This window comes from Colwellia sp. BRX8-7 (assembly GCF_014077275.1).
Taxonomy (GTDB): domain Bacteria; phylum Pseudomonadota; class Gammaproteobacteria; order Enterobacterales; family Alteromonadaceae; genus Colwellia_A.
This window is the reverse complement of the sequence record NZ_JACGVP010000015.1, coordinates 32,159-45,719: the sequence shown is the minus strand read 5'-3', so window position 1 is coordinate 45,719 and position 13,561 is coordinate 32,159. Positions and strand designations below refer to the sequence as shown.

13 protein-coding genes are annotated in these 13,561 nt (G+C 38.0%); all 13 read right to left on the bottom strand.

Annotation, left to right across the window (positions count from 1 at the left end; all coding sequences use genetic code 11):
* Positions 1–30: 30 nt before the first annotated feature.
* Positions 31–825, bottom strand: a complete 795-nt coding sequence (gene lpxA, locus H4J57_RS14805) for an acyl-ACP--UDP-N-acetylglucosamine O-acyltransferase (RefSeq protein ID WP_182215653.1) — start codon at positions 823–825, stop codon at positions 31–33.
* Positions 826–1,278 (bottom strand): 3-hydroxyacyl-ACP dehydratase FabZ, encoded by a 453-nt coding sequence (fabZ, locus tag H4J57_RS14800; RefSeq protein ID WP_070374046.1) that lies wholly within the window; start codon positions 1,276–1,278, stop codon positions 826–828. It lies immediately after the preceding gene.
* Positions 1,279–1,282: 4 nt separating this feature from the next.
* On the bottom strand, positions 1,283–2,323 hold the full coding sequence (lpxD, locus tag H4J57_RS14795; protein ID WP_220470317.1) for a UDP-3-O-(3-hydroxymyristoyl)glucosamine N-acyltransferase: 1,041 nt from the start codon (positions 2,321–2,323) through the stop codon (positions 1,283–1,285).
* 173 nt (positions 2,324–2,496) lie between these two features.
* On the bottom strand, positions 2,497–3,015 hold the full coding sequence (locus tag H4J57_RS14790; protein WP_259364978.1) for an OmpH family outer membrane protein: 519 nt from the start codon (positions 3,013–3,015) through the stop codon (positions 2,497–2,499).
* 146 nt (positions 3,016–3,161) lie between these two features.
* Positions 3,162–5,636, bottom strand: coding sequence for an outer membrane protein assembly factor BamA (bamA, locus tag H4J57_RS14785; RefSeq protein ID WP_182243469.1), 2,475 nt, complete (start codon positions 5,634–5,636; stop codon positions 3,162–3,164).
* A gap of 27 nt (positions 5,637–5,663) precedes the next feature.
* Entirely contained in the window at positions 5,664–7,019 is a 1,356-nt protein-coding gene (gene rseP, locus H4J57_RS14780; protein WP_182243468.1) for a sigma E protease regulator RseP, read from the bottom strand.
* On the bottom strand, positions 7,020–8,267 hold the full coding sequence (gene ispC, locus H4J57_RS14775) for a 1-deoxy-D-xylulose-5-phosphate reductoisomerase (protein WP_182243467.1): 1,248 nt from the start codon (positions 8,265–8,267) through the stop codon (positions 7,020–7,022).
* A gap of 13 nt (positions 8,268–8,280) precedes the next feature.
* Positions 8,281–9,150 (bottom strand): phosphatidate cytidylyltransferase, encoded by an 870-nt coding sequence (locus H4J57_RS14770; protein ID WP_182221573.1) that lies wholly within the window; start codon positions 9,148–9,150, stop codon positions 8,281–8,283.
* A 60-nt stretch (positions 9,151–9,210) separates the two neighbouring features.
* Positions 9,211–9,954, bottom strand: coding sequence for a polyprenyl diphosphate synthase (uppS, locus tag H4J57_RS14765; protein ID WP_182243466.1), 744 nt, complete (start codon positions 9,952–9,954; stop codon positions 9,211–9,213).
* Positions 9,955–10,053: 99 nt separating this feature from the next.
* A complete protein-coding gene (frr, locus tag H4J57_RS14760) occupies positions 10,054–10,611 on the bottom strand; it encodes a ribosome recycling factor (protein WP_070374054.1) in 558 nt (185 codons plus the stop codon).
* 24 nt (positions 10,612–10,635) lie between these two features.
* Entirely contained in the window at positions 10,636–11,376 is a 741-nt protein-coding gene (gene pyrH / locus H4J57_RS14755; RefSeq protein WP_182243465.1) for a UMP kinase, read from the bottom strand.
* A gap of 144 nt (positions 11,377–11,520) precedes the next feature.
* Positions 11,521–12,393 (bottom strand): translation elongation factor Ts, encoded by an 873-nt coding sequence (gene tsf, locus H4J57_RS14750; RefSeq protein ID WP_070374056.1) that lies wholly within the window; start codon positions 12,391–12,393, stop codon positions 11,521–11,523.
* A gap of 122 nt (positions 12,394–12,515) precedes the next feature.
* Positions 12,516–13,244 (bottom strand): 30S ribosomal protein S2, encoded by a 729-nt coding sequence (gene rpsB / locus H4J57_RS14745; protein ID WP_070374057.1) that lies wholly within the window; start codon positions 13,242–13,244, stop codon positions 12,516–12,518.
* Between the last annotated feature and the right edge of the window lie 317 nt (positions 13,245–13,561).

Genomic DNA, 13,561 nt, shown 5'->3' with positions numbered 1-13,561 from the left:
ACCTTTACTCTATACTTTTAACAATCGTGTTTAGCGGGCAATGCCACGGCTAGAGTTTTTAATAAACTCAGCAAACAAGGTTAACTCTGGCATATCATCGGCTAATGCGGCAACTTTTTCTAAAGCTTCGTTAACGTTTAAACCTTTACGATAAACTTCTTTATAGGCTCGTTTGATCGTTAAAATAACCTCTTTGTCAAAACCTCGGCGTTTTAACCCTTCTGAGTTTAAACCAAAAGGAGAAGCCGGTTGACCAGACACCATCAAATAAGGCGGTATATCTTTTAAAATCAGCGAATTTGCCGCAACAAAGCTGTGCGCGCCAATATGACAAAACTGATGAACGCCTGTCATACCACCTAAAATAGCGTAATCACCTACATGAACATGGCCAGCAATAGAGGCATTATTTGCAAGAATACAGTGACTGCCAACAATACAATCATGGGCAACATGGGTATACGCCATAAACAAATTATTACTGCCTATTTGCGTTAGGCTGTTATCTTGAATCGTGCCGCGATGGACTGTACAAGATTCACGAAAAACATTATTGTCACCAATAATCAATTCGGTTAACTCGCCGGCATACTTTAGATCCTGACAATCTTCACCAATACTGGCAAATTGAAAGAATTTGTTGCCTTCGCCAATTTTTGTTGGGCCTTTAATGACAACATGAGAATTAATCACACAGTTGTCACCAATAACGACATCTTTAGAAATATAACTCCAAGGGCCAATACTAACATTTTTGCCAATGCTAGCGCCTTCTTCGATAATCGCCTGAGGGTGAATTAAGCTCTGCTTATTGGAAGTCACCATTTATACCACTCTTCTTGCACACATAAGTTCAGCGCAGCAAACAACTTTACCTTCAACCCTAGCTTCGCCATAAAATTTCCACATACCACGACGCTCTTTTAAGAACTCAACATGCAAATGCATAGTATCGCCTGGCACAACAGACTTTTTAAATTTTGCCTTATCAATTGAAGCAAATAAGTACATTTCATTTTTATCTCTGCCATCTGTACTTTTAAAGCCTAAAAGCCCAGTTGCTTGTGCTAAAGCTTCGAGGATCATCACACCAGGAAAAATAGGGAGATCAGGGAAATGACCATTAAACACAGGTTCGTTAATACTAACATTCTTAATAGCATGCAATGTTTTCATTGGCTGATAATCTAAAACGCGATCGACCAAAAGCATGGGGTAACGATGTGGCAGTAATGCTTTTATTTCTGCAATTTCAATGGTGTTTTTTGGTAATTCCAACGGACTATTCCTTTTCAATAATATTGTTTAAGTGCTCGATGTCATGCTCTGCACTCTTAATGCGCTTAAGTATACTTTCTAATTTGCGAATTCTGGCATTATTTTTATTCCATTCTTTATTTGGTTGGCACGGCATGCCCGAAGAATAAACACCGGATTCATTAATATCTTTGGTCACCATGGTCATGCCGGTAAAAACACAACCATCAGCAACTTCAATATGACCATTAATACCAACAAGGCCCGCTATCACACAATTTTTGCCAATAACGGTACTGCCTGCAATAACACTACAAGCTGCCATCGCGGTATTTTCACCAATAACAACATTATGAGCAATTTGAATTTGATTATCTAAAATAACACCATCTTTAATCACTGTATTTTCTAGCGCGCCACGATCGATAGTCGTGCTGGCACCAATTTCGACTTTGTTACCAATAATCACGCTTCCCAGCTGAGGTATTTTCAACCATTTACCTTGGTCATTTGCATAACCAAAGCCATCAGAACCAATAACCGTATTCGCTTGGATTAAACAATCTTGGCCAATTTCAACACGATGATAAATGCTAACATTGGACCATAATTTAGTATTTGCGCCGATTTTTGCTTGAACACCAATAAAACAGCCCGCACCAATAGTAACATTATCACTAATAACTGCGCCGTGCTCTATCACAGTATTAGCGCCGATGGCGACATTATCACCTAAAGTAACATCCGCTGAAATTTGAGCCGAGGGATGAATACTGTTAGCCGGTTTTGGAGTGGTATCAAGTAATTGTGCGGTAAGTGCATAACCCAAATAGGGATTATTCATCACTAGCGCATGGGTATTACAGTCTTTAAGGTGTTGAGAAGAAATAATAACCGCACCAGCTTTAGTATCAGCAAGCTGTTGGCTGTATTTTTTATTGGCTAAAAATGCAATTTGTTGTGCATTAGCGGTTGATAATGTGGCAAGTGAATGAATGATATATGTTTCATCACCATGAACCTCAGCACCAATTTTTTCAGCTAGCTGTTTGAGAGTATAAGACATAAACACTTAATATTTTTATGGATGCTCAATGAGCATAACTGGAAAAGACGCTAAAACCAATATGATTTTATTAGGCTAGAAAAAAAACTTGCAACTAATATTATTAATAATAGTTGCAAGTTTTATAACGGTAAGGCTTAAATTAACCTTATATCTACTACTTAGCGGTAGACTTAGTTAAGTTTACTAACCTGTTCAACAACCTTATTAGTGATCATTGCATCTGGCTTAGCAAAAATAACGGCTTGCTGTTCTAAAACAAGGTCATATTTGTCTTTTGCAGCAATGCTGTCGATAGCTTGACGAACCAAGGCTATAATTTTGTTTGTTTCTTCGTTCTTACGCAAGCCAGTTGCTTGTTGGAACGCTTTACCTTTAGCTTGGTAATCTTGATATAATGTTGCGATTTGAGTATCAAGTTCTTCGATATCTTTAGCGCTCATTAATGAACCGTCACGCTGTTTCTTTTCTTGGTAGTACTTAATGTCTTTTTCTAACTGAGCTAAAATAGCTTTATCATCTTTAAACTCAGCTTCTAGTACCTGCATTACTGCCGTTGTTTGTGGGATTTTACTCATCACTTCTTGGAAATTAACCACGGCGATTTTTTGATCAGCAGCCATTACAGAGCTTGCTAATAACAACGTTGACGCTACTGCAGAGCAAGTAACTGTTTTAATGAATTTTTTCAATTTTATCTCCAAAATATTATTACTTCACAACTTTGATATAAGTTGCATTAATTTTTATAATTGTCATGTAATAGCTATGGGGGCTAACTATAAGAATTAAACCCCCTTAGTAAATTTATACGCACTATGCCTGAAAGTTCTCTTTATTAAAATGTTTTACCTATATTAAAACTAAAGAACTCTTTATCATCATCTTTTTCTGATTTTAGTGCTTTCGCGAAACTAAAGATCATTGGGCCCATAGGAGATAACCACTGCACTGATAAACCGGCAGAGCTTCTATAACGACCAACATCTGAATAATCATCAATCTTTTCAAATTCAGAGGTTACTAAATCGTTGTAGTCTTCTAAGTTGAACTCTGTATCCCAAACATTACCAACATCGACAAAAAAGCTGGTACGAACACTGTTCGAGAAACCTTCATCAAGTAATGGTGTTGGTACAATAAGTTCGATACCCGCGACAATAATGGCATTACCACCAACAGAACGCTGTGAGACGTTAATAAAATCGTGATCTTGCCCTAAACAACAACTACTTCCACCCTCGACCGGATCAGGAGTACCTGTGATTTGTGTTGGATAGCGAAATACCGCACGTGGGCCAACAATGTTATTTTCAAAGCCACGTAATGTATCAGAACCACCCGCTCTAAAGTTTTCCCAGAAAGGCAATATCTGGTCATTACCATCTATGGTGCCATAACCATTACCGTAACCGGCGTTTAAACGTGCTAGCACTGTCCAACGTTGATCTTGTGTTAATGGGAAGTACCATTTAGTGTCTAAGTTAATTTTAAAATAATCAACATCTGAATTTGGCGTTGTCATTTTATAAGTCAAACTTTGACTTGAGCCGTCTGTTGGAAAGGTACCACGGTTCAATGTCGTGCGAGATATAGCCATCGATAAATCGAAACTTTCAAATTCTAAACCACCATCAGGATTATTAGGATCAGAATATATCTCGTAAAATTGTTGAATTTGTTCATAAGTTTGTAAACGTGTAATACCGTTACTTTTGTAACCTACGCCAAAGTTTAAACGAACATATTCATTAATAGGAAAGCCTAAGTTAAGCCCAACACCATAAGTTCTATTGTTGTATTCAACTAAGTTCGCATTACCCGCATTAAACTCGCTGTAATATATTTGCCCGCCTAAAGAAACAGCATCTACAGTAAAGTATGGGTCGGTATAAGAAATACTCGCACTTTGCTGATAACTCATGGTATTAACATTAAATGCCAAGCGGTTACCCGTTCCTAAAAAGTTGTTTTGCTGTATACCTGCACTTAAACTTAAATTAGTCGTAGAACCATAACCAATACCGGCAGTAAAAGACCCTGAGGGTTGCTCTTTAACCGTAAAGTCAATATCAACTAAGTCATCATCACCTGGTAACTGTTTAGTTTCGTATTCAACATCTTCCAAATAAGGTAAACGCTGTAGCCATGCTTTTGAACTTTCGGCAGCATTATTCGATAACCAAGCACCTTCCATTTGACGCATTTCACGGCGTAGTACTTTATCGGCAGTAACATTATTACCTTCGAAGTTAATACGGTTAACGTAAACACGTTTGCCAGGGTCAATAGAAATAGTCAGTTTAACCGTTTTTTCTTCTTCATTAATTTCAGGAATAACGGTTACTTTCGGGTAAGCATAACCATAACGGCCTAGATAACGGCTGATAGTTTCTTCGGTATACGTTACCTCTGCACCATTATAAAGTTTACCTGGACGTAATGGGTTAATAGCTCGGATCGTACGTTCAAACCCAACCATATCACCAATAAAATCTATTTCACTGACTTTAAATTGTTCGCCTTCAGTGATATTCAAGGCAATATAAACCGCTTTTTTATCAGGGGTCATTGACACCTGAGTCGAGTCTACTTTGTATTGCAGATAACCACGGTCTAAATAGTAACTTTTAATCGTTTCTATATCACCTTGTAAGGTTTGTTTTTGATAGCGGTCTTGCGCCATAAAATCCCACCAAGGAGAATCAAAGGTAAGTTCTATACGTTCAAGAAGCTCAACATCAGAAAATATCTCGTTACCAACGACGTTAATCTGCTCTATTGCTGCAGCATCGCCTTCGGTGAAAACAAAATTTATGTCAACACGGTTACGAGGCAAGTGAATAATTTCAGCTTTTACATCGGCATTATATTTACCAATACTGTGGTAGAAATCTTCTAAGCCTACCTCAATACCGGAAATTATAGTCATGTCGAGTGTTTCACCGACTCGAATATTACTGCCGTCAAGACTCTCAGTTAGTTGCTCTGCTTTTAAGTCTTTATTGCCATCGAAGGTGATTTCACTGATCGTTGAACGCTCATGAACACGATAGATAACTCTATTACCTTCACGATAAACGACAACATCATTAAAATGTCCTGACTTGTAGAGAGACTTTATCGACTGAGAAATACGGAATTCATTGAGCGTATCTCCCGTATTAAAAGGGATATGAGTCAAAGCAGCGCCGAGTGCGACACGCTGTAACCCTTTTACTTCAATATCTTCTACTTGAAATTCTTCAGAGGCTTGTGCTGTTGTACCTAAGGCACCTAATAATACCGCAAGGGCAATTTTTTTAATTATCATAAATGCTAACTTTTATTACTTCTTTTGTTATAACCGCGAAAAATCGTTAAATAATGCGATACTCATTAAGCCTAAGAGGGCTAGTGTACCAAACTTAAAACCTATTTCTTGTATTTTTTCTGATACGGGTTTACCTGTGACAATTTCCACAAGATAATAAAATAAATGCCCGCCATCAAGCACTGGTAAAGGTAATAAATTTATAATACCTAAGTTAATGCTAATTAAAGCCAGAAAACCTAGGAAATATACCAAACCATATTGTGCACTACTTCCTGCTCCTTGTGCGATAGAAATAGGCCCACTTAAGTTCTTAACAGAAATATCACCCGTCAAGAGCTTGCCTATCATGTCAAAACTCAATACTACTAAGTTCCAACTACGCTGTAAGCTTTGTCCTAAAGCATCAACAACGCCGTAACGTAACTCAAATAAATATTCTCTTGGGTAAGAGTCAGATTTTGGAACCACACCCAAATAACCTATTTTCTTACCCGCACGTTCAATTAAAGCCGGTGTTACCATTATCTCTTTGTTTTCACCAAGTCTTTCGACGACTAAAATAACGTTTTGTTCCGGAAGTTGACTAATATTTTTTGAAAACATCGCCCAACTGCCATTAATACTTTCGTTATTGATGCTAATTAACTTGTCATCAACTTTTAGGCCGGCCTTATCTGCAACACTACCTTCTTCAATAAAAGCTAGCTCAGCATAAACAGCGGCTCTATAAGGAGCAATACCTAAACTACTAATGGCTGATTCTTTATCGGGTGAAAAAGACCAGTTAGCCGCATCCAAATTATAAGTTTTCGGTGAAGCACTACCCTGTTCTTTTGTTTTTATAGTAAAAGCGCTCTCACCTATTTGCGAGACTAACGCTAGATTGACATCTTGCCAATCTAAGGTCTTTTGACCGGCAACTTCAATGATTTCACTGTTACTGGTAAGATTCGCCCGCTGCGCTATAGATTCTGGCATTATTTCACCAACAATCGGTTTTACACTCGGCACACCAATTAGAAACATCAGATAAAAAGCAAAAATAGCAAAAGCAAAGTTTGCTAGAGGCCCAGCAGCAATAATCGCTATACGCTGATAAACCGTTTTATTATTAAAAGTTTTATCGATATCTTCGGGCTTGACCTCATCAACGCGGCCATCAAGCATTTTAACGTAACCACCCAATGGAATTAAGGCGATAACAAACTCTGTACCTTCTTTATTAACTTTTCGCCATAATACTTTGCCAAAGCCAATTGAAAAACGCTCTACTTGCACGCCGTTTCTGCGGGCAACCCAATAATGGCCGTATTCATGCACCGTAATCAAAATACCTAAAGCGACAACAAAAGAGGCTAAATTCCAAAAAAAATCAAACAACTATAGATTACCTTTTTCGTTAACTTCATTAATCGCCACATCATTGACTACAAAGCAGCCACTGGCAATTAAATTACGTGAAAATTCTCTAGCACTTGCATCAAGCGCAACAACATCATCAATTGATGCCACCCTTTCTGAGACAAATTTATTCACAGAAGTTTCATTTATTTTTGCAATATCAGTAAATTTTATTTTTTCGTTCAAAAAAGCATCAACGGCAATTTCATTAGCGGCATTTAAAGCTGTACATGCACCTTGGCCACTTTTACAGGCAGCTATGGCTAATTTTAAATTAGGATACTTTTGATAATCGACATCTTCAAATTCAAATGATGGCGTATTGAAAAAATCTAAGGGTGCGACACCTGAATCAATTCTCTGCGGATAAGCCAAGGCATGAGCAATGGGGGTACGCATATCAGGATTACCCATTTGAGCTATCACGCTACCGTCTTTATATTGCACCATTGAATGAATGGTACTTTGCGGATGTAAAACAACGTGGATATCGTCAGGGTCGATATTAAATAACCATTTTGCTTCAATAAATTCGAGGCCTTTATTCATCATGGTCGCAGAGTCTACAGAAATTTTACGGCCCATTTCCCAATTAGGGTGGGCACACGCTTGTGCTGGGGTTACTTCTGCTAACTGTTCGACTGAAAAAGTTCTAAACGGACCACCTGAGCCGGTCAGTAATATTTTACTGATGCCATTACTTGCTAAGTCGCATCGACCTGGCTTAGCTTGTACATTAGCGGGTAAACACTGGAAAATAGCATTGTGTTCACTGTCTATCGGCAATAATTCTGCACCATACTTTTCAACCGCATCTATAAACAAAGCGCCTGAAGTCACTAAAGCTTCTTTATTTGCTAACAGTACTCTTTTACCCGACTTAACTGCAGCCATAGTAGACAAAAGACCTGACGCTCCAACAATAGCAGCCATGACCGTATCTGAGGTATCAGCTTGAGCAATATCAATTAAGCCTTGTCCGCCACTGAGTACTTCAATATTTTGTAAACCGTTTTGGTCGAGTTTTACTTTTAAAGCTTGTGCCGCATGCTCGGCCACCATAACGACAGTGCTCGGTTTAAATTCCAGACACTGCGCCAACATTTCATCAACCCGGGTATTCGCCGATAAAGACTCAACAGAAAATAACGTGGGATGAAGCCTAACAACCTCTAAGGTGCTAACACCTATCGATCCTGTTGAACCTAAAATACAAAGTTTACGCATCGTTTATATCAACCTACTGCCAGCCTAATAAGGCATAACATAATGCATAAATCGGCGCAGTAGCCGTTAAACTATCAATTCTGTCCAAGATACCGCCATGACCAGGTAAGATTGCGCCACTGTCTTTTATGCCTGCTTGGCGTTTAAACATACTTTCATTTAAATCACCTAGCACTGACACTGTTGTGATGATAGCGGTGACAATTAACGCTAACGTAAATTGATGTTGCTGCCATCCGAGCGAGTAACCGGCAATACTGATAAAGATACAGGCACAAACAACACCACCAATAAAGCCTTCGAGGGTTTTGCCTGGACTGACATTGGGTAGTAGTTTACGTTTACCGATAGATTTACCGACAAAATAAGCACCTACATCAGCACTCCACACCATTAAGAATAAAAACATAATGAGCTGAGCGCCATTATACGGATCTTGGTTGTAATCATTACTGCGCAGCACCATAAAAGCGAGCCAAGTAGGAATAAGCGTTAACCAGCCAAATACACCACGAATCGAGCGATGGCTTGACCAAAATTTACTGTAGCGAGGATAAAGAAAGGTTAGCGTTGCTGATAGCACCCACCAAGCAACAGCAATCCATAATACCAGCGACACACCTGAATGGAGCTGCCCATCATTAGACCAGAGTTGTAACAATGGTAGTGCGTACCAAAGCACAGATATAAGAATAATCGTCGCACAAACAAAAGCAAGACGACGGCGTTTATTGGCAAAGCCCATTAAAGGCCCCCACTCCCATGCACCAATAGCCATAACAGCCATAAACAAAGCCGCAAATTGATCTAGAGGTAAATAGAAAATGGCGAAAATAGTTAAAGGCGCTAAGATAACAGCGGTAATAATACGTTGTTTTAACAAATGGAAACCCTTATAAATGCTATTTAATTTTATCGTTATTATTGTTTTTAATTTATAGTCTTAAATTTTTATTTGTTCACCTGTTTGACCAAAACGTCGTTCTCTTTGGTCAAAGCATCCCATAGCATTAATGAGCGCTTGTTCATCAAAATCAGGCCATAGTGTTTCTGTAAAATAAAATTCTGCGTAAGCTGCTTGCCATAGCAAAAAATTACTTATGCGAAAATCACCACCGGTACGAATAAGTAAATCAAGTTCAGGCAAGTTAGCTAAACAAGTATATTGATGGAGTGTTTCTTCGGTTATATCATCAACAGACATGGTGTTATTGGATACTTTTTCAGCTAAAATTTTAGCGGCATTAGCTATGTCCCAACGTCCGCCATAGTTAGCTGCAACAGACAATACCATACCTTTATTGTTTGCGGTTAAATCTTCTGAAACTTTTATTTTTTTTTGTAAATTTTCTGAAAAACGTGAAACATCGCCAATCACTTGGAAGCGCACATCATTTTTATGAAGCTTTTTCACTTCTCGTGTTAGCACAAACATGAATAAATCCATCAATACGCTAACTTCTTGTTCTGGACGTTGCCAATTTTCACTACTAAAGGCAAAAAGTGTTAATGCTTTCACCCCGTATTTTATCGCAGTACTCACTGATGTTCGAACTGATTCAACACCTGATTTATGACCTGCAACCCGTGTTTTTCCACGTTGTTGTGCCCAGCGTCCATTACCATCCATTATAATGGCAACGTGTTGCGGCACTTTGATTAAAGTATCTGTTATTGCTTCAGTCATAATCGTTCCGTCATACTAATCAAGCTAGATTCAAATTTTCTGTAAAAAAAACCGTAGTGATCATTTAATAACTACGGTTTATATTATCGATTAAAGAAGTTATATTTCCATTAACTCTTTTTCTTTAATAGATAAGATATCATCAACCTGTTTTACATAAGTATCGGTTAATTTTTGAATATCATCTTCAGACTGATGCATTTCATCATCATTAATTTCTTTTTCTTTATTCAATGATTTTACATCTGAATTAGCATCGCGGCGAATATTTCGAATAGCGACCTTGCCATTTTCAGCTTCATTTTTAACCACTTTAACAAGATCTTTACGACGCTCTTCTGTTAAAGGTGGTAAAGGAATACGAATAAGTGTTCCTTGAGATGATGGGTTCAAGCCCAAATCAGATTTCAAAATTGCTTTTTCTACAGCGCCGATCATGCCTTTATCAAAGACAGTAATCGCTAAAGTACGCGCATCAGGTGTAGCAATGTTGCCCACTTGACTTAATGGTGTTTCCATACCGTAATAATCAACAACAATATTATCAAGTAAAGAACGATGTGCTCGCCCCGTTCTTACTTTGTTTAAATTGCTTTTTAATGATTCGATACTTTTACTCATACGGTCTTGAGCATCTTGTTTTATTTCATTTATCACGTTGAATTTCCTTTAAATCAAAAATTAAACTAAATTTTCTGAATGGTCGATAGTTGTACCTTCATTACCGCCCATTACCACTGATTTTAGTGCACCTGGCTTATTCATATTAAAAACACGAATAGTCATATTGTGATCACGCGCGAGCGTAAATGCGGCTAAATCCATTACTTTGAGTTCTTTTTCTAATACTTCGTTATAACTTAATTGGCTATATAAGGTAGCATCAGGGTTTTTAACAGGGTCATCTGAGTAGATGCCATCTACCTTAGTCGCTTTTAAAACCACATCAGCTTCAATCTCAATGCCGCGTAAACAGGCTGCTGAATCTGTGGTAAAGAAAGGATTACCGGTACCGGCACTGAAAATAACAACACGGCCAGATTTTAATAAACTGATGCCTTCAGCCCAGTTATAACGGTCACAAACACCTGCCAAGTCAATAGCAGACATTAATTTAGCATTAACAAAAGCGCGATGTAAGGCATCACGCATCGCAAGACCGTTCATTACGGTTGCTAACATACCCATTTGGTCACCAACAACGCGGTTCATTCCTGCTTCTGCAAGACCAGCGCCACGGAACAAATTACCGCCGCCAATAACTAAACCCACTTGGATGCCCATTTCAATCAGTTCTTTAATTTCTTGAGCCATACGATCCAAAACTTTAGGGTCGATACCGAAACCCTCTTCACCCATTAAGGCTTCACCACTAAGTTTTAATAAAATTCGACGATATATTGGTTTTGGACTGATGCTCATAAAAAACATTCCTGTATTTTGTCTATAAATAGGCGAAAAAAATAGCCGTGATCAATTTGACCGCGGCTATTTTAATACGTTTAGCTGACTATCGAAAGTCTAAACTGAAAAAAGAACTGTTTTACTGAATTAAATGCTTAAAAATTAAGCTTTTGATGCAGCAATTTGTGCTTCAACTTCAGCAGCAAAATCTTCTTCTTTCTTAGCAATGCCTTCACCAACTTCTAAACGAACAAAGTTAGAAACCGTAATGCCTTTCTCTTTAAGAACAACACCAACAGTTTTCTTAGGCTCCATGATGAATGCTTGACCTGTCAAAGAAATTTCACCGGTAAATTTCTTCATACGACCTATGATGATCTTTTCAAGTAATTCAACAGGTTTTTTCTTTTTATCATCAAGAGCATCGTTTTCAGCTTTTAAGATATCTAGTTGAATACGTTGTTCATTTTCTACAACACTATCAGCAACATCTTCAGGTGTTAAAAATTCAGGCTTACTTGCAGCAACGTGCATAGCAATGTGCTTTAATGATTCAGCATCGCCTTCACCAGCAACAACAACACCAATACTAGCGCCATGGCTGTATGAAGCTAATGCAGCACCTTCAACGTATGAAACGCGACGGATATTGATGTTTTCACCAATTTTAGTCACAAGCGTAATACGCTTTTCTTCGAATTGAGCTTGTAACTCTTCGATTGTCGCTTTTGATGCTAAAGCAGCGTCTGCAACTTCGTTAGCAAAACCTAAGAAGTTAGAATCTTTTGCAACAAAATCAGTCTGACAGTTAACTTCAAGAAGTGCAGCAACGCCATCAGCGCTTTTAATTAAAATAGCACCTTCAGCAGCGATGTTACCGGCTTTTTTAGCCGCTTTTGCTTGACCGTTCTTACGCATATTTTCAATCGCAAGTTCCATGTCGCCTTCAGCTTCTTGTAAAGCTTTTTTACAATCCATCATGCCCGCAGCTGTGCGTTCACGAAGTTCTTTTACCATTGCAGCAGTAATTACCATGAGAGAATTCCTCAAATTTTGTTATCCCCTAAACTATTTAAAGCCGGGCATAAATATTAATATGTTGCCACAAGCGCTAACACGCTTGTGGCAATAGCAAAAAAGATTATGAAAAACTGAAATTATTCAGCTTCTACAAAACCGTCTTTTTCAGCTTGAACAACAATGTTCTTTTCACGACCAGCTAAAACTGCGTTAGCAGCAGAATCAGTGTATAAAGTCACAGCGCGAATTGCATCGTCGTTACCCGGGATAATGAAATCAATGTTATCTGGGTTTGAGTTTGTATCAACTACAGATATTACTGGAATACCTAAGTTTTTAGCTTCTTTAATAGAAATGTGTTCGTGATCAGCATCAATGATGAATAAAACGTCAGGTAAACCACCCATGTTTTTGATTCCACCAAGACTTTTGTCAAGTTTTTCCATTTCACGTGTACGCATCAAAGCTTCTTTTTTAGTAAGAGCTTCAAAAGTACCGTCAGAGCTTTGTGCTTCAAGATCTTTTAAACGCTTAATTGATTGACGAACTGTTTTCCAGTTAGTCAACATACCACCTAACCAACGGTGATTAACGTAAAACTGATCACATTTGATAGCAGCATCTTTAATTGCATCGCTTGCAGCGCGCTTAGTACCAACAAATAAAACTTTACCTTTTTTCGCAGAAACACCTGATAAGAAAGCAAGGGCTTCATTGAACATAGGAACAGTTTGTTCAAGGTTGATGATATGAACTTTATCGCGTGAACCAAAAATGTAAGTTTTCATTTTTGGGTTCCAGTAACGGGTTTTGTGACCGAAATGAACACCTGCTTTAAGCATATCGCGCATAGAAACGTTTGGCATGATTTTTCCTTTATTTGGTTTAGGGGGTTAAGCGTTCATACATTCAAATATACCTGACTCTTTATTGTTCGATTATCTGCTTATAATTAAGACAAATTCAAACTGAGCACCCCGACATATTCTTAATAAATGTATGTGAATTTATAATAAGTATTATTATTTTTAATAATACAAGTTTAAAAGCTAAACACTATCGATAACAACAAGTTAGTAATCGGATAACCGAAAACACTGAGTAATACTTAGATAAAATCTAAATAACTATGCTATTCAATCGACAAATTTAACGGCGCACTTTATACCATATTAATTTACCA

Coding starts and splice junctions, on each gene's coding strand:
- uppS (WP_182243466.1), bottom strand. CDS start 9,954: ATGACTGAAGCAATAACAGATACTTTAATCAAAGTGCCGCAACACGTT.
- pyrH (WP_182243465.1), bottom strand. CDS start 11,376: ATGAGCATCAGTCCAAAACCAATATATCGTCGAATTTTATTAAAACTT.
- rpsB (WP_070374057.1), bottom strand. CDS start 13,244: ATGCCAAACGTTTCTATGCGCGATATGCTTAAAGCAGGTGTTCATTTC.
- tsf (WP_070374056.1), bottom strand. CDS start 12,393: ATGGTAATTACTGCTGCAATGGTAAAAGAACTTCGTGAACGCACAGCT.
- lpxA (WP_182215653.1), bottom strand. CDS start 825: ATGGTGACTTCCAATAAGCAGAGCTTAATTCACCCTCAGGCGATTATC.
- bamA (WP_182243469.1), bottom strand. CDS start 5,636: ATGATAATTAAAAAAATTGCCCTTGCGGTATTATTAGGTGCCTTAGGT.
- lpxD (WP_220470317.1), bottom strand. CDS start 2,323: ATGTCTTATACTCTCAAACAGCTAGCTGAAAAAATTGGTGCTGAGGTT.
- ispC (WP_182243467.1), bottom strand. CDS start 8,267: ATGCGTAAACTTTGTATTTTAGGTTCAACAGGATCGATAGGTGTTAGC.